This window comes from Kamptonema formosum PCC 10802 (assembly GCF_000332335.1).
In the GTDB taxonomy this organism is placed as follows: domain Bacteria; phylum Cyanobacteriota; class Cyanobacteriia; order Cyanobacteriales; family Oscillatoriaceae; genus Oscillatoria.
Genome location: NZ_KB235950.1, coordinates 15,380 through 38,285 on the forward strand (window position 1 = coordinate 15,380; position 22,906 = coordinate 38,285).

Below are 22,906 nucleotides of genomic sequence, written 5' to 3' on the forward strand. Positions count from 1 at the left end.
TTAAAATTAACTTGATTGGCGTCCAATAGTTTACTAAATTTTAGTCCAAACCAGACAGCAAAATTCAATAATGTTTAAACCCGGTGTCTCAAAGAAACCGGGTTTTTCTACAGGACAGTGAGCGTCTCTGTCGCGTTGCTCTGTGAGTGGTGAGAGTGGAGAAACCCGGTGAGCGTAAGGGCGCGTCCCGTCAGGCTCCCAAAGCAGCAGCGTAGGGCCGGTGCCCCCGCGCCCGCCCCCAAAGCAGGTTTCAATCCCCGCCACAGGTTGAAAAATCATTGATAAGCGCTATACTGTCCGTGTGGCGTGTGGGGATTTCCCACCTTATGAGTGGCTGATTTTTTTGTTATAGTGTAACAGGAACCTGCTTGTTTTTGCTAGAGATTTTAGCAGGTTTGGTAAAAGTTAGTAGCTTCGCGTCCCGTTAGCGCAGCGGCAGCGTCAGCAGCTCCCGTGAAGGACGCGCTTAAGGGCGCTAACCCTCTCGCGCAGTCGCCCTGAACCAGTTGACTGAGAGGAAACAAGCTGATCTTTATGCGAGCCCCACAACTGCCGGTTGTGCGCAGACGCACCCTGCGGGAAGTGGTAGAGCCTGCTACAGGAGCGTCCCAGAGGGACGAAGGTGGCACCATCTGCCCAGTGGCTTTCCATTGCAGAAGATGGGGCGAGCTGCCGGCTGCAGGATCGGGGGAAATACGGACAGTAATTCCTTTGATTGCAAGTCCCTATCAAACAACAGTGGGGCGCAAGCCCCCAATGCGTTACATTTCTTTACTAAAACAGTGGTAAAGACTCAAATAGTTTTTACATTTTTTAGAGAGTTTCCAGCCGCAGCGCTTCTGCGGCAACAGAGTTAAGATTGGCATGGATGCTTCCAGGGTTCCAGTTGCAGGGGCTGCCCCGACTGACTGAGGCAGGAGAGCAAGCATTGAGTGGGCGACTCCCTAAAATTCAGGCGCTACCTCGCTCCGCAGCGGTAGCGCCCCGACCTCATTTCTGACGGCATTTGCAATAAAGCGCCCGCTCAAGGCAGCAAGACACCAGCAGTTTTTGTGCGTATACTTTACTTAGTTGCGTGCGATTCGTTTGAGCCTAAATGGCCATAAATGGCCAGGGACGGCCAGCTAGGGACAGGAAACTGAACCTTGACAACTGGACAGTTATGAAGGTGAAGCCAACAGGCTAAGTCCTTCCGGTCAAGTGCCGACTTGAAAGCACTATCCCTACTGTAGAGACTGGTCATCAACCGGTAAAGCGGGATAGAAAGGCGTTCCTACTGCCAGCCTAGGGTGGTACAGGTCGAGCAAGGGGTCATGGGTACGCAAGAAAGGTACGACTGAACCATCGTGAGTAAAGACCAGCCACAATAAGGCTGCTCAAGGCTGGAGACCAATAGTCAAGGGGAATGGGAGGCAGCCAATTTGGCTTGGACTGCTAGGCACACACCCAAAACCCGGTGGATAGTACCGCCCTAAAGCCTCAAACAAATAACTATCTGGAACGAAGTAACCCACCCGATGTTTCCCCAGGAGTCGAGCCTGAGGCAATCAACCAAGATGCAACCTCTAGAGCAATCTAGGACGCGGGTGGACGGGATGGTGTCAGAAGCTTTCAGCCTTGCTGTAATGGCTTGGATATGCAGACAGACACCCGGTTGTAAGGAAGGATAAAGCTGTGAGAAAAGAGTGTAGATGCCTAAAGCCGAACTCACAATTCAGGATGGGATGAGCGTTCCGCAAGAATGGAACCAGATTAACTGGAAGAAACTTGAGCGTCGCGTTTTCAAGCTCCAGAAGCGGATTTATCAAGCCAGCAAGCGCGGTGACACTAAAGCAGTTCGCAGACTCCAGAAAACTTTGCTTCACTCATGGAGCGCAAAAATGATTGCGGTACGGCGAGTCACGCAAGATAACCAAGGCAAGAAGACGGCAGGTGTGGATGGCGTAAAATCGCTAACCCCAAAGCAACGTCTCGCCTTAACAGGCCAATTAAGGCTCTCCGGGAAATCCAAACCAACACGCCGAGTGTGGATACCTAAACCCGGGAAGGATGAAAAGCGGCCATTAGGGATACCCGTGATGTACGATCGCGCATTACAGGCTCTCGTGAAGCAAGCGCTAGAACCCGAATGGGAAGCCAAGGAAGAACCTAACAGCTACGGTTTCAGACCCGGGCGCTCCTGCCACGATGCAATCGGAGCAATATTCGACGCAATTCGATATAAGGCCAAATATGTGCTGGATGCCGATATTGCGAAGTGCTTCGATAGGATTGACCACAAGGCCCTCCTGACAAAAGTGGATACATTCCCCTCTCTACGCCGCCAAATTAAGGCATGGCTGAAAAGCGGGGTCATGGATAAGAGCGTGCTTGAGGAGACAAATCTAGGCACACCACAGGGAGGAGTAATATCTCCCCTGCTGGCCAACATTGCGCTGCACGGATTAGAGGAAAGGGTTAAGCAACATGCAGAAACGCTTAAAGGAGGAAGCAAAAGAGACAGAAGACACGCCCTGAGCCTAATCCGATACGCAGATGATTTCGTGGTATTACATGAAAACACCGAAGCCGTTCAGAAGTGCCAAGAAATAATCGCTGACTGGTTAAAGGGAATTGGGCTGGAATTAAGCCAATCCAAAACTCGGTTAGCCCACACACTGCACAAAATGCCTGATGGCACAGAACCAGGGTTTGACTTCCTGGGATTTACAGTGAGGCAGTTCTCCGTGGGGAAACACCAGTCAGGTAAAAACACACACGGCCAAAAGCTAGGGTTCAAAACAATCATAAAGCCAGCGGACAAAAAGGTCAGACTGCACCAGGAAAAGATAGCAGAGGTCATCGACGCCCACAGGGCAGCCCCTCAGGCAGCCCTAATAAAGCGTCTAAACCCCATAATCCGGGGATGGGCCAACTATTATTCAGCAGTGTGCAGCAAAGAAACCTTCTCAGAGTCAGACCATATGGTCTACGCCAAACTGCGCCGCTGGGCACGCCGCCGCCACCCCAACAAAAATGGTGCGTGGTGCACTAACAAATACTGGCACACCATCGGGGGAAACAACTGGACATTCGCCACCAGAGAGGATGCCAACCCTCTAATCCTGCGGAAACATTCGGAAACCCCGATTGTGAGGCACACAAAGGTGAAAGGAGAAGCCAGTCCCTACGACGGAGACCTCGCATACTGGAGCGCGAGCATGGGACAGTACCCAGAAGTCAAGCCAGTGGTGGCAAAACTACTGAAGGGACAGAAAGGGAAATGCGCCCACTGCGGACTGACATTCAGACCGGGAGACTTGTGGGAAATAGACCATATCCAATCCAAGGCCAAAGGCGGTGGAAAAGGGTATGAGAACCTGCAATTGCTCCACAAACACTGCCACGATTGGAAAACCCGTTACGACGGGTCTGGTACTCGTGACAAGAGTCCTGCAACTGAGGAGCCGGATGATGCGAAAGTATCACGTCCGGTTCTGAAGACGAGCGGGCGGGGTAACTCGTTCGCTTAGTTCAACACCCTGATGAGCTCAAAAGCTCATTTTTCCTGAGCCGTAAGGAGCGATTGTCTATTTTAGCAGAGCGAGTTCTTAGAGTTTTAAGAAATTAAAAAACTAAAAACAGGCAAGCAATTTAAGAGGTGATGACTTCGTTATGGCAGAAGGCACAGCGTCAAAACCAAAGGGCAAAAAACTGAAAAACAGTAAAACAGACGAGTTTGGGGCAAAAAAAGCCGTCTGTAACGAAGTTGTCCATTTTTACCGGGCGGCGCTCAGTGAGCGCCCGCAAAGAGAAGCCAGATGGGGGCGGGCTTTTACTCGATCGCGTCAGGTAGAAATCCTGACTCCAGGAATCCGCACGCTGACCCCAAAGTGGCCTGTTTCCGGGAATGTTACGCAAGATTGCAGGCGGAGAGCACTCTCGGGCGCTGTTTCAATCTCGTTGCCGGGATGGCTTGGCCTAAAAATATTCTTCTCCTGCCGGCGGCGGAAATCATTATCCGTTTCATGGGGTCAGACTCACACCATCGGGATGCTCCCGATAAACCCGCCCCCAAGAGCGGGAGGGGCTGCCCTGTGGGATCGCGGAGGTGTTTGGGCACCGGCCTGGAATACAAGAGTCAGGCAGCAGGCGCTGTCTTGCCGAGTCAGAGGTAGAGCTCGCAGCTGAAAAGGCTGCCCGCTCTTCAGAAAATAAGTGCGGCACCTCAAGGGTGTCGAAAAAAGCACGCATGCTGGAAAGTAAAAAATTCAGCTGTTTGCTGTCCGAGGACAAGATGCGTGAACCGGCTTTCCACGATGAAGATTCTACTGGTAGAAGACGACGAACATCTCGCAAAAACCCTGGAGATAGTTCTGAGCGAACAGCACCACACAATCGATGTGGCCAAAGATGGCCTCAAGGGCTGGGATCTGGCAGAGGCGTTTACATACGACTTGATCCTGCTAGACGTGATGCTGCCCAAGCTGGACGGGATTACCCTGTGCCGGCGGATGCGCTCCGCACGCATGAGCGTGCCAATCATGCTGCTGACCGCCAAAGACAGCAGCAGCGATAAAGTCATGGGGTTCGATGCCGGTGCCGATGACTATGTGGTCAAACCCTTTGACCCTCAGGAATTAGTGGCTCGAATTCGAGCCCTGCTGCGCCGGGGAAAAGCGCCCTTGCCGCCGGTGCTGGAGTGGGGTGGCCTGCGCCTCGACCCCAGCACCTGTGAGGTGAGCCACGGCGAGCACCTGCTGCACCTGACGCCGAAGGAGTACGGACTGCTGGAGCTGTTCATGCGCAACAGCAATCGGGTATTCAGTCGCAGTGCGATTCTCGAGCAGCTGTGGTCGTTTGAAGAGCCGCCGGCAGAAGAGACAGTCCGAGCGCACATCAAAGGTTTGCGGCAGAAACTCAAAAGTGCCGGTGCCCCGACGGACTTGATCGAGACGGTTTACGGACTGGGCTATCGCCTCAAACCCGAACCCCCACCGGCTCGCTCTTCTGCCGGGGCTGCCCAGGAGCAACAGGAAGCCGCCAGGGCCCGAGAGTTAAACGGCGGTGGCAAGCCACACCCCCAAAGTGCCGATCGCGCCTCAAAACCGGCACCCGCCACCCAGGAGTCCGACAGGAGAGGGAGTCTGTCTAGCGCTGCGGAGGAAGCGCCGAACAGTTTCTCACCGGCAGCAACGCAGCAGAAAATAGAAGAAGCAGTCAGCGAATTGTGGAAGCGGTTCAAAGAGCCCAGCAAAAAGCGGGTGGCTGAGATCGAGCGGGCGGTCGCCGCCCTCCAAGAAGGCAGGCTGAGTGAGGATCTCCGCAACAGGGCCATCTCGGAAGCCCACAAACTTGCCGGTTCGCTGGGAACCTATGGCTTCCCCCTGGGCTCCAAGCTAGCCCGGAACATCGAACACGCGCTGATAAACCCGAGGCTGAGTCAAGAGCAAGTGCCGCACCTCTGGGAGATGGTGCAGTCCTTGCACAGGCAGCTGGAGTCCCCACCGGCACTAGCCGTTTCCTGCAGGCTCCCCGAGAGCAGCGCCACTCCGACCGCCAGCCCCTCGGAAGCGCCGCACAGCCAGCTGTCACTGCTCCTAATTGTCAGCGACCACGCACTGGCGGCGCAACTCAGCGAAGAGGCTCGCTCCCTGGGAATGCGCGATGTAGAAGTTCCCGACTGGTGCGCCGCAAGAATTGCTTTCGCCTCTGCGCCGCCGGATGTGGTGGTGCTCGACCTCTCGTGCGCCGACACAGCCAGTGAGGGGTTGCAGCTGCTCAGCGAACTGACGGGCCGGTCCCCGGAGGTGCCGGTGCTGGTGCTCACCGGTCGAAATGGATTCGCTGACCGCGTGGAAGTGGCCAGACGGGGCGGGCGAGCCTTTTTGCAAAAGCCCGTCTCGCCGGCACTGGTGATGGATGCGGTTCTGGACGTGCTGCAGCGCCCCGCCGCCAATCAGTCCAAAGTGATGATCGTGGACGACGACCTGGAAGTGCTCGAAGCCCTGCGGGCTTTGCTGAAACCCTGGGGCTTTAAGCTGACCACCTTGGAAGATCCCAACCAGTTCTGGGACACCCTGGAAAGCAGCGTCCCAGACCTGCTGGTTCTTGATGTCGAGATGCCCGAACACAGCGGAATTGAACTGTGCCAAGTGGTGCGCAACGACCCCTGCTGGAGCGGGCTGCCGGTGCTGTTCCTCACCGCCCACAGCGATGCCGACACCCTGCACAAAGTCTTCGCCGCCGGTGCCGATGACTACGTGACCAAGCCCGTTGTGGGCCCGGAACTGGTCACCCGCATCCTCAACCGCCTGGAACGCACCCAGCTGATCCGGAGTATGGCGGAATCCGATCCCCTCACCGGCTTGGCCAACCGGCGCAAGTCGATCCAAGACCTCGGGCAATTGCTGCGCCTTGCTGACCGCTACAGCCAGCCCCTGTGCTTGGCTGTTATGGATGTGGACCGGCTCAAGCAGATTCACGACCAATATGGCCACGCTGCCAGTGAGACCGTGCTGCGCCGCTTGGGCGAACTGTTGCACCGCCACTTCCGCAGTGAGGATGTCGTGGCTCGCTGGGGCGGCGAAGAGTTCGTCGCCGGCATGTATGGCATGAGCAAGCTCGATGGCCTGCAGCGCCTTAAGGAGTTGCTCGACAGCTTCAGCCAGCAGGAGTTCACCGGCTCCAAGGGCGAGACGTTTCGGGCCACCTTCAGTGCCGGTGTTGCCGAATATCCCAGGGAGGGTTCTGACCTGCAAACCCTCTACCGGTCAGCCGACGCCGCACTTGAGGAAGCTAAAGCCGCAGGGCGCAATTGCGTCGTGCCGGCGCACTGAGCCGATTGCCAACTCCAGAAGCCGAAAGGCGGGTGCATAGCGGGCTAAATTGACATCCCCACATCTAAGTTGCTTTTTAGTAAATTTAGTAAAGAGCCGTAAGTTTTTTTTAATAAGCTAGGCTATTATCTACCGAGTAAAAAAGCGCAAATTAAATGCGTTATTTTTTAGGGCGGCAGTCATCACGCATGTATGGCATCATCGCCAGAACGCATACATCTGTGTGTCTTCCCTCTGCGCATGGGGCTCATGCGCATGAGCCCCATGCGCATGAGCCCCAGACGCCATGCCATTCATGTCCGCTCCCAATGTGGCTGCTGCTATCTAACCCCGCTCTGAATGGCTGGCACAAATGCCGCTCCGCAATCTACAGACGCCACATCTGGGAGAGGCGAAATCTCGGAGACGCGACACCGGCCTTCGCACAGCGGCGGTGTGGCTTAGAATCTATAGAGAGCCCCTGATGCTGAAGTCCCGTTCACTTTGGACAATCAATCTGTGAGCACAATTCCCGCAGCGCCAGCCGGCGCAAAACCTGAAAGTCCAGAACTGGAAAGATTCCCAGCTGAGAGCACCGGCGTCACACTGCAGGTCAATGGCGTGCGGCACACTCTCAGCATAGAACCGCGCGTCACCCTGCTCGACGCCCTGCGCGAACATCTGGGCTTGATGGGCACTAAAAAAGGCTGCGAACAAGGCGAGTGCGGCGCTTGCACCGTACTCGTGAATGGCCGGCGCACCAACTCCTGCCTGGCACTGGCAATTATGCACGCCGGTGCGGAAATCCTCACCATTGAAGGTCTGGCACAGGATGGCCAAATTCACCCGCTGCAAGCCGCCTTCATCGCTCACGACGCCTTTCAGTGCGGGTACTGCACCGCCGGTCAAATTATGTCCGCCGCCGGCTTGCTTGCAGAATGCCCGGTCCCCTCCGATGCGGAGATCCGGCAAGGCATGAGCGGCAACCTCTGCCGGTGCGGCGCTTACCCAAATATTGTCGCAGCGATTCGCCAAGTGGTGGGGGAAAACAGTGCGCCCGTTTAGTTACATCCGAGCCCATATAAAAGAAGCGGCTATCGCAACAGTCACCGGCAACCCAGCAGCATCATTCATTGCCGGCGGCACCGATCTGCTGGGACTGATGAAAAACGGCGTGCGAACACCCAGCGAACTCGTAGACATCAACCCCCTGCCCCTGGCGCAAATCGAAGTGGCAGCCGGCGGGGCGCGCATCGGGGCGCTGGCACGCCTGAGCGAGATCGCCGGTAACGCCGCTATTCGCGCTCAATACCCCGTCCTGTCGCAAGCGCTGCTAGAAAGCGCCTCCCCGCAACTGCGGAACATGGCCACTGCCGGTGGCAACCTCATGCAGCGGGTGCGCTGCCCTTACTTTCGCGATCCGGCATTTCCCTGCAACCGGCGCGATCCAGGCACAGGCTGCTCTGCCATCTCCGGTTACAGCCGCAGCCACGCCATCTTTGGCACTAGCGAACACTGCATTGCGGCACACCCCTCCGACTTGGCTGTGGCGCTAGCAGCCCTGGACGCCACCCTCTGCACTTCTGGAATCAGCGGCGATCTCCGCATTCCCATCGGGGACTTCTACCTGTTGCCTGGGGAGACACCGGCGCGGGAAACCGCACTCGAGCCCGGAGAGCTAATCGTCGCCATAGAAGTGCCAGCCTCCCCGCTGACGGCACGCTCCCACTACCTGAAAGTGCGGGACCGCGCCAGCTTCGAGTTCGCCCTCGTGTCCGCCGCCGTAGCGCTGGAAGTCACAGACGGCACCGTACAGTCGGCGCGGGTGGCATTCGGCGGCGTCGCCCCGAAACCGTGGCGATCTCAAGCCGCTGAGGACGCTCTCGTGGGCCAACCGGCAAGCTTGGCGGCGTTTGCCGCAGCGGCAGAAGCTGCAGTCCTCGGCGCTAAACCCCAGCAGCACAACGGCTTCAAAATAGAATTGGTCAAACGTGTCCTTGTCCGCGCCCTCTCAACTGTTGCAGGAATCTCATGAATCAGATTGTTGGCAAACCGCTCGATCGGGTCGATGGCCGGCTGAAGGTTACGGGTGAGGCGCTCTACACCGCAGATTTCCCGATTGAAAACCTGGCATACGGCGCTCTCATCGAAAGCACAATCGCCAAGGGCAGGATCGTCAAGATTGACACCAGCGCCGCTGAAGCCGCCCCCGGCGTTTTGGGAATTGTTACCCACCTCAACGCCCCGCCTCTGGCCAAAGTGAGCTATTTTCCAGCCGGTCAGAGCCTGCCGGTGCTGCAAGACGGCACGGTGCACTACAGCGGGCAGCACTTGGGCGTCATTGTAGCAGACACCTTCGAGCGAGCCGTGTGCGCCGCCGAGCTTGTTAGGATTGAATACGAAGAAGATAAGCCGGTGGTAGTGATGGAAGAGGCTCTCGAACAAGCATTCGAGCCCGAATCGCTTTGGGGGATGATGCCGGCTCGCTACAGTCGGGGCGATGTCGCGCAAGGTCTGGCTCAGGCAGAAGTGCGGGTTGAGCAAGCCTACACCACGCCGGTGGAACACCACAATCCCATCGAGCCGCTGGCAACTGTAGCCGTCTGGGAAGGCGAGCTCCTAACCCTCTACGACTCCACCCAGGGGGTTTCTCAAACACAGCAAGGCGTGGCTCAGTACCTGAATCTGCCCCCGGAAAATGTCCGCGCTATCTCGCGGTTCATCGGTGGCGGCTTCGGCTGCAAGGCTTTTGTCTGGCCTAGCACAGTTCTCGCTGCCGTGGCGGCTCGCCACGTTGGCCGTCCCGTGAAACTCGTCCTGACGCGAGCGCAGATGTACACCTCCTGCGGGTACCGGCCCGAAACCCGACAGCACCTGACTCTGGGCGCAACGAAAGAGGGGGAACTCACTGGAATTACTCACACAGGCACCTCCCTGACCTCACCCTTTGATGACTATATTGAGCCGGTTGGATCGGGGACGGACATCATATATGCCTGCCCCAATCTTGAAATAAAGTACATTCTGGGCCGCATCAACGCCGGAACGCCCACAATGATGCGGGCACCTGGCCACGCCCCGGGGGCGTTTGCCCTTGAATCGGCAATGGACGAACTCGCCTGCGCCCTGGAAATCGACCCCATTGAGCTGCGGCTGCGCAATCACGCGGACACAGACCCCCGCACGGGACAGGAGTGGTCCAGCAAGTCGCTGAAAGAGTGCTACCAAATCGGGGCAGAGCGTTTTGGCTGGCACCGGCGCAGCCCCGCGCCCGCTTCTATGCGCGAGGGCCACTATCTCACCGGCTGGGGCATGGCCAGCGCCACTTACCCGGTCTATTCCGTGCCGGCGTCCGCAAAGGTGCAAATCTTTGCCAGCGGGGAAGCGCTGGCCCAAAGCGGCACCCAGGACTTGGGCACCGGCACCTACACCGTAATGACTCAGGTCGCCGCTGAGGCGCTGGGCATCCCTTGCGAGCGCGTGCGGTTCGATCTCGGTGACACCAAGCTGCCAAAAGCTCCTGTAACCGGCGGCTCCATGACCGCGAGCAGCGTTGGCCCAGCCGTGCGGCAGGCGGCCCTAGCAGCGCGGAGCAAGGTGATTCAGATAGCAGTGGGAGATCCGAAATCGCCGCTCTATCAGTGTTTAGAAGCGGAGATTAGCGTCGAGTCAGGCCGGCTTTTCCTCAGCCAAGATCCGTCAAAAGGAGAGACTTATCCAGACATTCTCACCCGTCAGGGGCTGGAAAGCGTCGCAGCGGAGAGTCAAACTTCCAGAGCCGAGAAAAAGCAGTACGCGATGCATTCGTTTGGAGCGCACTTTGCTGAAGTAAAAGTGGATTCCATGCTCGGCGAAGTGCGGGTAACGCGGATGCTGGGTGTCTACGGTGCGGGGCGAATCCTCAACCCCAAAACAGCGCGCAGCCAGATGATTGGCGGTATGATTGGCGGTATCGGCATGGCGCTGATGGAAAAAACGGTTATCGACCCCAATAAAGGGCGCACTGTCAGCGCTAATTTGTCCGATTACCTGATACCCGTTCACGCCGATGTGCCCGACATTGAGGTGGTGTTTGTAGATGAATGCGACCCGCACGTTAATGCCCTCGGGACGAAAGGAATTGGCGAACTTTCTATCGTTGGGGTGGCAGCGGCAATTGCTAATGCTGTTTACCACGCAACGGGAAAACGCATCCGCGATCTCCCGATTATGCCTGATAAGTTGCTATAGGGTTTTAATGAACCGCCATAGACGCGCCAGCGGCTTCCCGCAGGGTAGACGCCAAGAGCGCAAAGAAAGAAGAGTTCGCAAACATTAAAACTGCTATATTAATTGGGCGACGGCTATGAAGGAATTGCAGGATATTATTAAAGCTTTCCAGAAGCTGGAAAGTTGCGGCAAGACAGCAGCCCTCGCCACTCTGGTTAAGCTTCAGGGTTCCAGTTACCGGCAGCCTGGAGCCCGAATGCTGCTGACTGAAGAGGGTGCCGTGGCTGGCTCTCTGAGCGGCGGATGTCTGGAAGATGATGTTTTGGAGCGGGCTGGGGAGGTGATGCGCTCGGGCAATCCGATTGCGGTTGAGTACGACACAAACGCTGGCGAGGATATCATTTGGGGGCTCGGACTTGGCTGTAATGGAATAGTGCGCATTCTGATTGAGTGTCTGGCACAAGAATGTCAAGCAAACCCCATAACATTTATTTCCGAGTGCTTCCACCGGCGACAGGTGGGAGCTATCGCGACTGTATTCTCTGTCACAGGCGAGTTGAGCGCGAAAGTTGGCGACCGCTTGATGCTGCGCCAAGATGGTGCTATTATTAATAATATTGCGGATTCTGATCTCGCCGGCGCTCTGCGCGAGGGGGCTTTAGAAGTTCTGGAAAACAGCCGGTCTACAGTGAAACTGTATGCGCTAAAAGCTGGCAAGGCTGAAGTTTTTATTGAAGTCATCCCGCCGCCCGTCCGGCTGTTACTTTTTGGTGCCGGTGCTGGTGCTGTGCCGGTCGTCCGCTTTGCGAAAGAACTGGGATGGCAGGTAACAGTCATTGACCGCCGTCCCGCTTACGCAACCCCAGCTCGCTTTCCTCACGCACATGAGGTGATTGTTGCCGGTGCGGAAACGATTGACCGGCACATTCAGCCAGACAGTCGCACGGTGGCTGCTGTTATGACGCATCAATATCTCCGCGACCTGGAAATCCTGAAGATACTTTTAACCTCTCCTTTGCCCTATGTAGGTCTTCTCGGTTCTAAAAGCCGAAGCGAAAAGTTACTTGTCGAATTACAGGAAAAAGGGGTTATAATAAAGTCAGAACATCTCGCTCGCTTCTACAGTCCTGTAGGGCTGGATATAGGAGCGGAAACGCCAGAGGAAATCGCCCTGGCTGTCCTGGCTGAGATTCAAGCGGTTTTAGCCGGTCGTCAGGGGGGTTTTTTAAAGCGCCGGTGGGGGCCAATTCACCCGCCAATTCAGTGATGCGCTACTGAGAAACCCGGTTTTTTTAAGAAACCGGGTTTCTGGCACTTAGTCACCCGCCTTGAAGATAAACTCTCTTCTCTTTCCTTGGCGTAACCGGAACGGCGGCGGTAAAAAAAATCCCAACTTCTCTCGCAAAGTGATGAAAGACAGGTTGTCTGAAATTCATGAACAGAAAGAAAGCCATTTACCCCATGTCGGGCTCGTTCTTCTTGCAGCGGGAGCCTCAACTCGCATGGGGACACCCAAACAGCTATTGCTGTATCAGGGGCGAAGCTTGCTCAGACATTCCGCAGAGGTGGCTGTAGCGTCAAAATGCCGGCCTGTTGCTGTCGTGCTGGGAGCTTCTGCCGGTCTGCTGCGAAATGAGGTCCGCCATCTGTCCGTGAGGGTGGTAGAAAATGAGCAGTGGGCGGAGGGGATTAGTTCTTCTATTCGGAGGGGGATTGAAGCGTTGAATGCCGGTCCTACAGAGCTAGAGGCAGTGGTAATAATGCTTTGCGACCAGCCTTTCGTATCCGCTGAAAGTATTAATAAGCTTGTCGATACTTACTCTCTCTCAGGTCAGCCTATTGTCGCTTCAGAGTATGCGGGTACGCTAGGTGTGCCGGCGCTTTTCTCCCGGAGACTGTTTTCAGAACTGGCTAGTCTGAGTGGTGACAGGGGGGCTAAAGATATTATTAGAAACTACAGCCAGTATGTGGCTTGCATTCCCTTTTCGGAAGGCGCTACAGACATTGATACGCTTGAAGACTTCGAGCGGCTGTGCGAGATTAATGTTTAGAGTGCTGTTTTTTTAGTATAGCATGAAGTTCGCGTTTTGTGTGGGCAATTTTCAAAATCGGTTGCGTTATAAATGGGCGTGGGGCATGGGGTATTGGGCATGGAGCATTGGGCATTGACAATTTCCCCCGCTCCTCCCCTCCTCCCCTCCCCTACCTTATATAGCAGTATGCATTTAGGTAAAAAGATTAGACTTTCAGGGCAGGCGGGACGCCGTACCTACGTCTATATCCCAGTAGTAATATGGGTTAGGACAATAGGAGCAGGAGTGCGGGGGTGCAAAAGAGGCCGAAATGTACGAACCTAAGTGGCTACTGTTATATCTGGAAACCCGATCCTAAGATAAACCGGCCCCTGGTGCCCCGTGGAATTCCCCCTGCTCTTAAGTGCAATTTGAAAGCAGTCCGTCAAGTACAGGCGCGACATGTGGCGTCTCTCAAGCTGCGGGGGGGTTCTGCAGGGAAAATCTGAAAGCAAAGCTTAGGCTAAAATGCTATTACACAGAGGGGAAGACCTGTAGCTGCGCATCGCAGACAATTCTGGACTGTCTGGGCTCCGGCGATATTGCCGGCGGTGCGAGGAAAAGCCCAGACCTGCAACTCCCTGATAGGGGCGAGTTCACGCTCAGATATTTCTGGCAGAGCGCCGGATATGAATCAACCCGCCGCCTCCGCTGCCGCCAGCAACGCCCCCTGGGAAAGCAGGAGCGGGCTCACCCCAGCTAGAAGCAACAAAAAGATTGTAATCACCCCGCCCCCATCCGGAGGCTGAACAATGAGCCGCCCAAGAACGCAACACCAAAAACGCAAAATTTTGCTCCTGCTCGATGACAAAGAAATCCAGTGCCAGCTGGCCAACTGGCTGAGCGACCGCTACGGGGTACTGCTCGCAGAAGAGGTGGCGAGTGGCTGGCTGGCGGGTGGGGCGGAGAGCCCCCAAAAATTAAAAAATTTAGGGGCACTCCCAGCTCTCCCGCCGAGCTTTCACCTTTGCATTGCCGACAGTGCGGCTCTCAGCAGGCATGGGCCAAAAATCGCTGCTCTAAAAGCCGCCAGTGAGCCTGTATTTTTGCCGGTGCTTCTGGTGGCGGAACGCCCCTGGGCTTCGATTGGGGCGTCTGTACTGGGGGGAGTGGCGGACGACGCTATCGCAGCCCCCATCGTTAGCGTTAGCGTTAGCGGCGCGTCAGCGCTAGCGGGACGCGACAGCGTCCTTCCTGCCGAGCTGGAGTTGAGGGTGGAAAACCTGTTGCGGTGCGGGCGGCTGTCCGAGGAACTGAAAAAGCTGAGTGCGGCAATGCCGGCGCTAGACTTCCGCTGGCTGGTGGAAAACGTCAGGGATTATGCTATTTTCATGCTGGACACCGCAGGAAACGTGGTCACCTGGAACGCCGGCGCTCAGCGCATTATGGGGTATCGCTCAGAAGAGATTGTTGGCCAGCACTTCTCGTGCTTTTATCCGAGGGAAGACATTGAGTGCGGCAAACCGGAAAAAGAACTGCAGCTGGCGATCAGCGCCGGTCAGTGTGAGGACGGAGGCGTTCGCGTGCGCCCGGACGGGTCAAAGTTCTGGGCCAACATGACCATTACAGCCCTGCGAGATGAACGAGGGCAATTGGCAGGCTATTCAGCGATCGTCTGCGACTTGACCGAGCGCCGGCACAAGAACGCTGTCGCGTCCCGCTTCGCTATGGAAAAAGAGCTGTGTCGGGCCAATCGCTCCCTGAGAGCGATTTGCGATTGCAGCCAAGCACTGGTGCGGGCTACAGAAGAGTCAGAGTTACTCAGTGATATTTGCCGGATTATTGTAGAAACCGGCGGCTACCGCTTGGCCTGGGTCGGCTTTCCAGAAATGGACGGCTCATGTCGCCCGCACGCCCAGTATGGCGAATCGCCCAGCTATCTGGAATCTTTGGGCGCAGAAATACGATTGAGCTCGCAGGAGTGCGTTTCAAACGGCTTGAGCTGCCATCCCGCCTATTCCGCCATTCGCACCGGCTCGCCTTGCATCGTGCAAAACATCCTCAGCGCTCCCGCCGGCTCTCCTTGGCGAGCTGCGGCGCAAGCGCGAGGCTGCGCATCGGCGATAGCCCTGCCACTGATGGAGAGCGGGTTAGATGGGGTGCCGGAGCAAAACACACAGGCTAACCCCGTGTGCTTCGGGGTTCTCACTATTTGCGCCTCCGAACCGGATGCCTTTGACGCAACAGAAGTCCAGCTGCTGAAAGAACTGGCCTCCGATTTGGCTTATGGCATCATGGCGCTGCGCCGCCGCCACCAGTTGCGCGCCAAAGAAGCGGCGCTGCTGGAAAGCCAGCAGCGCTACCGGCAGCTCGTAGAGCTCTCGCCCGAAGCGATCGTCGTCGCGAGCGCGGGGAAGATAGATTTGATTAATACTGCCGGTGTCAAACTGCTGGGTGCTGCCGGTGTCGGAGAGCTCATCGGACAGCCTGTCATGGATTTCGTACATCCTGCGTTTCAGGAAATTTTCCAAGAGCGGATTAGAAAGGTAACAGAAGAAAAACAAGCCGTTCCTTTTATAGAAGAAACCTTGTTGCGGACCGACGGCACACAAGTGAGCGTGGAGTCAGCCGTCACTCCTGTGGGCGACGCAAATTCGCCCGCCGTGCTCGTGGTCAGCCGCGACCTCACCGAGCGCAAGCAAATGGAAGAGGCGCTGCGAGCTTCAGAAGAACTGCACCGGCTGGCACTCAGCAATATTTCCGAAACTATCTTGATTACAGATAGCGCCGGTAAGTTTACTTACATCTCTCCCAATGTTTACCTAATTTTTGAACACTCAGTTGAAGAAGTGCAAGCGTTAGGCAACATTTATGAGTTGCTTGGGGAGCGGATTTATGATAAAATTCAACTGGAGAGAGCGGGAGAAATTCAGAATATCGAGCGGGAGATCGCAGGCAAAACCGGCAAGCGGCGCACCTTGCTGGTGAGCGTGAAGCGCGTCGCTATCAAAGGGGGGACAGTGCTTTACACCTGCCGGGACATCAGCGACCGCAAGCAAACCGAAGAAGCGCTGCAGCGAAGTGAAGAGCTGCTGAGAAAAGTATTAGAAACTCTGCCGGTGGGAGTGTGGGTTACAGACGAGCGGGGTCGGATCTTGCTAGAAAATCCAGCCGGCAGACAAATTTGGGGCGGTGACGGGTTGGGATGGCTATCGTTTCCAGGCGCGCTGCGGGAAGGGGAGCACAGCGACTGGTGCTGCTGGCAAAATCTCAAATTTTCTGACACCGGCTTGTCCGTAACAGCGGGTGAGTGGGCGCTGACTCGCGCGCTCGCCAAAGGGGAAACCTCACTCAATCAAGTGATTGACATCGAAAGCGCTTCCAGCGATCGCAAAACGATTTTAAACTCAGCTGTGCCGCTGCGGAACCTTTCGCAAGAGATATCCGGGGCGATTGTCGTCAATCAGGACGTAACCGAACTCAAGAGGGCGCAGGAAGCGCTGCGAGAATCCAACCGGCGGATTGTTAACATTCTCGAGAGCATTACGGACGCTTTTTTTGCCCTAGACCGGCAGTGGCGGCTCACCTATATCAACCGCCAAGCCGAGCAGATTATGCAGAAAAAGCGGGAGGAACTTCTGGGTAAGAACGTTTGGGAGGTGTTTCCAGAAACTGCCGGTTCCGTTTTCTTTGGACAGTTTACGCGATCGGTTGAGACAGGACAAGCCGTCAGCTTTGAAGAATTTTACCCGCCGCTCAATATCTGGTTTGAAGTTCACGCCTACCCCGGGGCAGACGGACTGGCCGTTTATTTTCACAATGTTACGGAGCGGGTAGAGGCCGCCCGAGTGGCAGCCCGAGCCCAGGAGGCGCTGCAAGAGAGCGCCCACCAGCTGCAAGCCGTCTTCGAGGCTGCGATGGACGCTATGGTGATTGCGGATGACTCAGGCGAGTATATCGCAGCCAACCCCGCCGCTGGGGAACTGTTCGGTTTGCCGCCCAAGGAACTCGCGGGACGCCATCTGGTTGAGTTTGCAACTGCGCCGCTTTCTCAATTGCAGCAACAGTGGCGGCGATTCCGGGAACTCGGGCGGGCAACCGGCGAGTTCGGCCTGCGGCGCGCAGACGGAAGCGCCCGTTTGGTGGAGTATTCTGCGGTGGCCAACTTTCTGCCAGGCCGCCATCTGTCGGTGCTGCGCGACGTCAGTCACCGCGTGCGGACAGAGGAGGAGCTCAGGCAGTACCGGGAACAGTTAGAGGATCTGGTGGAGGCGCGAACCGAGGAACTGACTTTGGCCAACGAACAGCTGCAGCGGGAAATCGGGGAGAGAAAGCGGGTGGAGGCGGCGCTGCGCGAGAGTCAGGAGCCGCTGCGCACGCTGATTGACGCCATGCCCGATATTGTTTGCTTTAAGGATGAGTCTGGGCGGTGGCTGATGGCGAACCAGGCGATGCTGGGAGTTTTCCAGCTAGAAGGGCTCGATTACCGGGGTTTGAAGGATTCCCAGATTGCCGAATTCAACAGTTTTTATGGGGATGCCTTGCTCACTTGCGAGCGGACAGATGAAGCCGCCTGGAGCAAAGGGACGCTCTCTCGCGTAGAGCAAGTGATTCCCCAACCGGACGGAACGGCCAAAATCTACGACCTGATTGAAGTGCCTTTGTTTCACCCCAGCGGAGGGCGAAAAGGGCTGGTCGTTCTCGGGCGCGACATCACCGAGCGCAAACAGGCAGAGGAACAGCTAAGCCGTCTGGCGTCGATTGTGGAGTCCTCGGACGACGCTATTGTTGGCAAGACTCTCGATGGGGTGATTGTTAGCTGGAATGCCGGTGCCGAGAAGATTTACGGTTACGCTGCCTCTGAGGCGATCGGGCGCTACTCCTCTGTGCTCGCCCCGCCCGACCATGAGGATGAGATGCCGCAAATTCTGGAACGAATCCAGCAGGGAGGGCGACTGGAGCATTATGAAACCCTGCGGTTGCGCAAAGATGGCCAGATCATCAACGTCGCCCTCACTATTTCTCCTATCTTTGACGCCACCGGCTCTGTGACGGGCGTCTCAACCATTGCCCGCGACATCACCGACCGCAAGCGCATAGAAGCTGCTCTGGAACGACTGCGCCATCAAAATGAATTAATTTTAAATTCAGCGGGGGAAGGAATTTGCGGGCTGGACGCCAGGGGGAGAATAACCTTCGTCAATCCAGCGGCATCGAGAATGCTAGGATATGAAATTAAGGAACTCCTGGGTGAGCCTTTCCCCCCTGAGGGCGGGCGCTGTGAGTCAGGAGCGGTGAGCGAGCGCCTTAACAAGGACAGTCATGCCAGTGCCAAAGTTTCACCCTCTTCTGGGGAAACTCAACTCTCTCCCAGCCAGCACTCTCCGATTTATGCCTCACTGCAGGACGGCTCCGCTCACCATGTCACTGACGAACTTTTCTGGGGAAAGAATGGCTCTTTTCCGGTTGAGTACGTCAGCACGCCGATTCTGGAGCGAGGCAAGATTGTCGGTGCGGTTGTGACTTTTAAAGACATCACCGAACGGTTGGCTGTGGAGCGGATGAAGGATGAATTTATCTCGGTGGTCAGCCACGAACTGCGGACGCCCCTGACTTCAATGCGCGGTGCCTTGGGCCTGCTGGCGGCGGGGCTGCTCACTGACCAGCCTGAGAAGGCTAAGCGCATGCTGGATATCGCGCTTTCTAACACCGAGCGCTTGGTGCGCCTGATCAATGACATTCTGGATCTGGAGCGCATCCAGTCGGGCAAGATTGTTATGGAGAAACAGCTTTGCGATGCCGGCGATCTGATGAAGCAGGCGGTTGAGGAAATGCAGGCGATGGCCCTGAAGGAGGGCGTCACCCTCTCGGTGCAGCCGATTCTCGGCCACCCGCAAGGGGTTCTCCTGGAGGCGGACCGCGACCGCATCGTGCAAGTCCTGACTAATCTGCTTAGCAATGCCATTAAGTTTTCACCGGCTCGAACCAGAGTCTCCGTGACCGGCTCTGTCCGGGAGCAGCCCCAAGAGGGCGTCGGCGGGGGGGCGCAGCCACGGGGGGCCACCCCTACAAGAGGGCATCCACCCCAGGCCGCCGGCGAGCGTGTGGCCAGCGTGCGGCCTGCCGGCACTGGCGCGACGCCTGCGGCAGGGGGCGATGGGGCGCAGGCGCGGGAACCTGCCCCTGCGGAGTTGCTGATTGCTGTCGCGGACCAGGGGCGGGGCATTCCGGCGGAAAAGCTCGATACAATATTTGAGCGCTTTCAGCAGGTGGACTCTTCCGACTCGCGAGCTTTCGGGGGCACCGGCCTGGGTTTGGCTATCTGCCGCACTATCGTGCAGCAGCACGGAGGTCGCATTTGGGCGGAAAGTACCTTGGGTCACGGCAGCACCTTCTGCTTCACCCTGCCGCTCCGACTTGACACAGTGTAGGGGCGCGCCGCTCCTGCGGAGCCGCTTCGCTAACGCATCAGGCACTCTCCCACGCTCCCACCGGGCATTGGGCATTGCGCCAAACAATCCATCCCCAATCCCCAATTCACAATCTATGCATCCGGGCATGCAAAACGACTCGCTCACCAACTTCCCCAATCCCTGCCCTCAACCGCCACCCGGCAGGGACACAGTTCAACGCCTGCCCCTTTTAAGGATTGGTGTAAATTGTTAGTTTTTGCTCACTAGATTGGTAGCTAGCTGTGCGATCTCCCCGATTGCAGCTTATGGATGGACACAGAGCAAAACTGTCAATATACTAATCCGGGTTCTTGCGGTGCGCGTGCGGCACTCCCACCGGCACCCCGCACGAAGGTGTATCGCACGCGAACGCAGCAACTGCCGGTGAACGCGCCCCCAGCACCTCACAAAGTAGATATGCTAAGGGGTAATGCTTGCGCTGACTCAAGCAACCCACAGATTTAAACGCATTTAAAAACAGAGGAGGAAAACGTGTTATGGCAGCCAAGCGCATCCTGGTGATAGATGATGAAGACGATATCCGGGAAGTCGCCCAGCTCAGTTTGGAGATGGTGGGGGGATGGGAAGTTCTGACAGCCGGTTCGGGAAGCGAGGGAATTGACAAAGCGGAAGCCGAGCAGCCTGATGCTATCCTCCTCGATGTTATGATGCCTGATATGGATGGCCCTGCGACTTTAGCACAGATGCAGCGGCGCAGCGCCACCCAGAAGATCCCGGTGATTTTGTTAACCGCCAAGGTACAGGCTAATGACCAGCGCCGGTTCGCTGAACTGGGAGTCGCAGGGGTGATTGCCAAACCCTTCGACCCCATGAGCCTCGCAGGTCAGGTGGCAAAAGTTCTCTCCTGGAGCTTGTAAACCACCGCCACTTCGCCCCCGACATTCAACCCCACCGGCAACCCCAACTCCAAATTGAGAAACGTTCCCGTTTTCCCCCTGGCTTCAGATACGGCGATAAGCGAACCGGGCGACTCCAGTCGCCCGTAAGAAAAATTAACATAATCTCCCGCCAAAGCATTGTATAATATTAAGTTAATGGGGAAATGTCAGCCAGTGCGCGGGTTGGGAAAAGTTAAACAATTCTTTCAGAGCCACAAAAAACGGTTTCTCCAGCCTTTGCGGCGGACAACCCCACCCCCAAATAGAAAATAGGGTTTTGGGAGACGGCTCACAGGAAGCTGGCAATTGGCAATTCCTTGGCAAGCATGGGTTTGGATTTAATCATCTGCTTTACTTATTGTCGCAAAGACAGGAGAGCCGGAAAACGTTTAATGCTGTTATAGCGTTTTTCATATCAGTGCGGTACATTTTTCCTGAGGCGTTCAGCTGTGCTGTATAGCAGTATTTACTTAGATTAGGGCATTAATAGCATGCGCATGGGGTATGGCGCATGGGGCATGGCGCATCATGGAAAACTTACAGCAATGCCCAATGCTCAATGCCCAATCCCCGCCGCAATGCCCATGTCCTAAACTTACTGGTTATTGCTATCGCGTGTTTAGTCACATCCGGAGCTTCTGACAGACATCTCCGGTGAGCCCCGCCCCTACAGCAAACGGTTTCGTTAAACTGTTTTGTTTTCGACCGGCGTACCTCATCTAACTGAGAACCGCTCTATCTCATACCCGAAAACTGAAGCCATCAGTCTGGGGGCGCTGGGGAGCGACAGCTTGCAAGGTGGCGGCTTCAGTCCGATTTTCTCCTGCGAGAACAGACTAAAGGTTCCCAACAAGTCGGGCAAGCTCTCCTGGGGAATGATTTCCATATTAAACCCAAAGGAGAATGCTGTTTTTTAAGTTTTTCGCCATCTCAAAATGGCGTTCCCAGAGACTCTCGATCGCATAAAATAAGAACTGCCGGGACTGAATGAAACGTCGCGCTGCTTTTTCCAATTAAGTTGCTTATACAAACCTTAGATAGCAATATTCACTTAGGTTCGGACAGGCGCGTCGGAAAAGAACGCCTATCCTACGAAGTCCTGACCTAGGGCAGGCGCTCCCTCTGTGCCCTAACCTAAGTGGCTAGTGCTAGAAAATCTGGCGATGTTCTAGCCCCTACAGAGAAAAAAGCAGCCAGCAGACGACTGGATTGCCCTTGGGAAATAGCGCCTTATTTAGTGAGAGGTGCCGGCCCTCTCAGCTTTGAACCTTTGAAGAGTAATTGACTGCCCGGCGCTGAACACTGGGGATTGAGAAGAGATTTCACAGACCCCCCTTAGGCTAGCACCTTTTCTTGCCGGTGCCCGGTGCCCCAGCCGTGAGGTTTATAATGGTATTGAATGGTACGGCAAAACTCGCCGAAACTCCAGACTTTAGTTTTCTGGAAATGCCCAACACTGACTAAACCGCGCGCTTTTTGCGGCAAGAGAATTTCGCGCATTAAATTTGCACTAAAAGTTTCAAGTTTCAGGTTTGCTGGAGCTTCTTGTAAAGGCAATCTGGAGCCTCTGCCTCATTCCAACGCAAAAGCAGGTTAAAAGCCTAACAGCTTAGCGTTGCGCCCCGCTAGTGCCGGCAGACTGCGTTTGAATACCTAATTATATTGGAAGAGTTGAGGCGAAATATCAGAAATTTTTCTACGGCAAATGGGAGAGTGATAAATTTGCACGGCCCCCAATCCCGCGCCGCCTTTTCCCGTGTAGCGGGCGCAGCTAGGGCGCGGCAGAAACAAAACGTGCGTGTTGAAAAGAAAACCCGCTCAGTGCAAGGAGCCGGTTGCCCTCGATCCGGACCGCTACTGAGCCACACAAATCGTGGAGAACCCCCATGAAGTTGGCAACAGTAATTGAAGAGGCTTTTATTTCTGGCTTGGAGCGGCTGGGATTGGCTTGGTGGTTGAAAATAGTCACTGACCAGCCCAGCTGTATCTATTACTTCGGCCCTTTTCTGAGTGCTAAGGAAGCTGAAGAAGCCCACTCTGGCTACATTGAAGATTTGGAACTGGAGGGAGCCCTAGGAATTGCTATGCAGATTCAGCAGTGCCAGCCAAAAGAGCTAACTATTTTTTAGTTCAGGACCGCCCAATCCCCCGCTCCTCCCCTGAGGTTGGCGGAGGGAAGGCAAAGAGTCCCCCAGCTGTGCGTTTCCGCCACCGAACCAGCTTTGCGGCTTGTGCGGTGGCTTTTTTATTCTCTTGCGATCCCGGCAAGCCAACGCGGAACCAAGAGGTCTTGCCTTCGACGGAAGATGCCCTAGCTGGGGCGTTTGTTGTTGAGATCGATTCTTGGGGCGCGGTGCGCCGAACCTGTGTTTCCCAACTTCAGGTCGCTTCCCGCTTTCTTGCCGGCACGGAACCGACAGCCTCTCACATATTGACCTGTCCTCCCGCCGAAAAATCTCCGGCATAAATTTTTAGCGATCCCCGCTTTCTCTTCACGAGTTCTTCACATTTGGGCGCTAATTTCAAAAAAGAGCCAG

General features: G+C 55.9%; 15 protein-coding genes. 11 read left to right on the plus strand and 4 right to left on the minus strand.

All coding sequences use genetic code 11. From position 1 onward, the window contains the following. Positions 1 to 33: 33 nt before the first annotated feature. Positions 34 to 279, minus strand: coding sequence for a hypothetical protein (locus OSC10802_RS0133935; RefSeq protein WP_017721215.1), 246 nt, complete (start codon positions 277 to 279; stop codon positions 34 to 36). Between the two features lie 1,412 nt (positions 280 to 1,691). On the opposite strand from OSC10802_RS0133935, the gene ltrA reads away from it, so the two are divergent. The 10 genes from ltrA (at position 1,692) to OSC10802_RS0133985 (ending at position 20,348) form a co-directional block, all read left to right on the plus strand. Further along, complete coding sequence (gene ltrA / locus OSC10802_RS0133940; protein WP_017721216.1) at positions 1,692 to 3,512, plus strand: group II intron reverse transcriptase/maturase; 1,821 nt, start codon at positions 1,692 to 1,694, stop codon at positions 3,510 to 3,512. 786 nt (positions 3,513 to 4,298) lie between these two features. Next, complete coding sequence (locus OSC10802_RS0133950) at positions 4,299 to 6,818, plus strand: response regulator (RefSeq protein ID WP_017721218.1); 2,520 nt, start codon at positions 4,299 to 4,301, stop codon at positions 6,816 to 6,818. Between the two features lie 498 nt (positions 6,819 to 7,316). After that, a complete protein-coding gene (locus OSC10802_RS0133955) occupies positions 7,317 to 7,862 on the plus strand; it encodes a (2Fe-2S)-binding protein (RefSeq protein WP_232731887.1) in 546 nt (181 codons plus the stop codon). Beyond that, complete coding sequence (locus tag OSC10802_RS0133960) at positions 7,849 to 8,832, plus strand: FAD binding domain-containing protein (protein WP_017721220.1); 984 nt, start codon at positions 7,849 to 7,851, stop codon at positions 8,830 to 8,832. Before OSC10802_RS0133955 ends, OSC10802_RS0133960 begins: the two co-directional genes overlap by 14 nt. Continuing rightward, positions 8,829 to 11,027 carry a xanthine dehydrogenase family protein molybdopterin-binding subunit gene (locus OSC10802_RS0133965; RefSeq protein ID WP_017721221.1) on the plus strand — a complete coding sequence of 733 codons (2,199 nt, stop codon included), beginning with the start codon at positions 8,829 to 8,831 and terminating at the stop codon, positions 11,025 to 11,027. Before OSC10802_RS0133960 ends, OSC10802_RS0133965 begins: the two co-directional genes overlap by 4 nt. Before the next feature lie 115 nt (positions 11,028 to 11,142). Continuing rightward, complete coding sequence (locus tag OSC10802_RS0133970; protein ID WP_017721222.1) at positions 11,143 to 12,273, plus strand: XdhC family protein; 1,131 nt, start codon at positions 11,143 to 11,145, stop codon at positions 12,271 to 12,273. 142 nt (positions 12,274 to 12,415) lie between these two features. Then, complete coding sequence (locus tag OSC10802_RS0133975; RefSeq protein WP_017721223.1) at positions 12,416 to 13,057, plus strand: nucleotidyltransferase family protein; 642 nt, start codon at positions 12,416 to 12,418, stop codon at positions 13,055 to 13,057. Between the two features lie 773 nt (positions 13,058 to 13,830). After that, positions 13,831 to 19,449, plus strand: coding sequence for a PAS domain S-box protein (locus OSC10802_RS45530; protein WP_017721225.1), 5,619 nt, complete (start codon positions 13,831 to 13,833; stop codon positions 19,447 to 19,449). A gap of 291 nt (positions 19,450 to 19,740) precedes the next feature. Continuing rightward, entirely contained in the window at positions 19,741 to 19,935 is a 195-nt protein-coding gene (locus OSC10802_RS51965; protein ID WP_155969068.1) for a hypothetical protein, read from the plus strand. Between the two features lie 32 nt (positions 19,936 to 19,967). After that, the gene (locus OSC10802_RS0133985; RefSeq protein ID WP_017721226.1) at positions 19,968 to 20,348 is read left to right on the plus strand and encodes a response regulator; all 381 of its coding nucleotides are present in this window, start codon (positions 19,968 to 19,970) and stop codon (positions 20,346 to 20,348) included. Here the strand turns inward: OSC10802_RS0133985 and OSC10802_RS51970 are convergent. The 3 genes from OSC10802_RS51970 to OSC10802_RS51975 form a co-directional block, all read right to left on the minus strand. After that, on the minus strand, positions 20,315 to 20,503 hold the full coding sequence (locus OSC10802_RS51970) for a hypothetical protein (RefSeq protein WP_155969070.1): 189 nt from the start codon (positions 20,501 to 20,503) through the stop codon (positions 20,315 to 20,317). The two genes, OSC10802_RS0133985 and OSC10802_RS51970, sit on opposite strands and share 34 nt — an antisense overlap. A gap of 581 nt (positions 20,504 to 21,084) precedes the next feature. Continuing rightward, positions 21,085 to 21,255: a hypothetical protein gene (locus tag OSC10802_RS53655; protein WP_017721227.1), complete on the minus strand. Its 171-nt coding sequence runs from the start codon at positions 21,253 to 21,255 to the stop codon at positions 21,085 to 21,087. Positions 21,256 to 21,704: 449 nt separating this feature from the next. Continuing rightward, entirely contained in the window at positions 21,705 to 21,869 is a 165-nt protein-coding gene (locus tag OSC10802_RS51975; protein WP_017721228.1) for a hypothetical protein, read from the minus strand. 386 nt (positions 21,870 to 22,255) lie between these two features. Here OSC10802_RS51975 and OSC10802_RS0134000 point away from each other — a divergent pair, with 386 nt between their 5' ends. Then, the gene (locus OSC10802_RS0134000; protein WP_017721229.1) at positions 22,256 to 22,498 is read left to right on the plus strand and encodes a DUF1816 domain-containing protein; all 243 of its coding nucleotides are present in this window, start codon (positions 22,256 to 22,258) and stop codon (positions 22,496 to 22,498) included. The last annotated feature ends 408 nt before the right edge of the window (positions 22,499 to 22,906 follow it).

Bases quoted from the DNA above. Each gene is read 5' to 3' on its own strand.
- OSC10802_RS51975 (WP_017721228.1), bottom strand. From the start codon at position 21,869: ATGCGCGAAATTCTCTTGCCGCAAAAAGCGCGCGGTTTAGTCAGTGTT.
- OSC10802_RS0133985 (WP_017721226.1), top strand. From the start codon at position 19,968: ATGGCAGCCAAGCGCATCCTGGTGATAGATGATGAAGACGATATCCGG.
- OSC10802_RS51965 (WP_155969068.1), top strand. From the start codon at position 19,741: ATGGACACAGAGCAAAACTGTCAATATACTAATCCGGGTTCTTGCGGT.
- OSC10802_RS53655 (WP_017721227.1), bottom strand. From the start codon at position 21,255: ATGGAAATCATTCCCCAGGAGAGCTTGCCCGACTTGTTGGGAACCTTT.
- OSC10802_RS0133965 (WP_017721221.1), top strand. From the start codon at position 8,829: ATGAATCAGATTGTTGGCAAACCGCTCGATCGGGTCGATGGCCGGCTG.
- OSC10802_RS0133935 (WP_017721215.1), bottom strand. From the start codon at position 279: ATGATTTTTCAACCTGTGGCGGGGATTGAAACCTGCTTTGGGGGCGGG.
- OSC10802_RS0134000 (WP_017721229.1), top strand. From the start codon at position 22,256: ATGAAGTTGGCAACAGTAATTGAAGAGGCTTTTATTTCTGGCTTGGAG.
- OSC10802_RS0133970 (WP_017721222.1), top strand. From the start codon at position 11,143: ATGAAGGAATTGCAGGATATTATTAAAGCTTTCCAGAAGCTGGAAAGT.
- OSC10802_RS0133950 (WP_017721218.1), top strand. From the start codon at position 4,299: ATGAAGATTCTACTGGTAGAAGACGACGAACATCTCGCAAAAACCCTG.
- ltrA (WP_017721216.1), top strand. From the start codon at position 1,692: ATGCCTAAAGCCGAACTCACAATTCAGGATGGGATGAGCGTTCCGCAA.
- OSC10802_RS0133975 (WP_017721223.1), top strand. From the start codon at position 12,416: ATGAAAGACAGGTTGTCTGAAATTCATGAACAGAAAGAAAGCCATTTA.
- OSC10802_RS45530 (WP_017721225.1), top strand. From the start codon at position 13,831: ATGAGCCGCCCAAGAACGCAACACCAAAAACGCAAAATTTTGCTCCTG.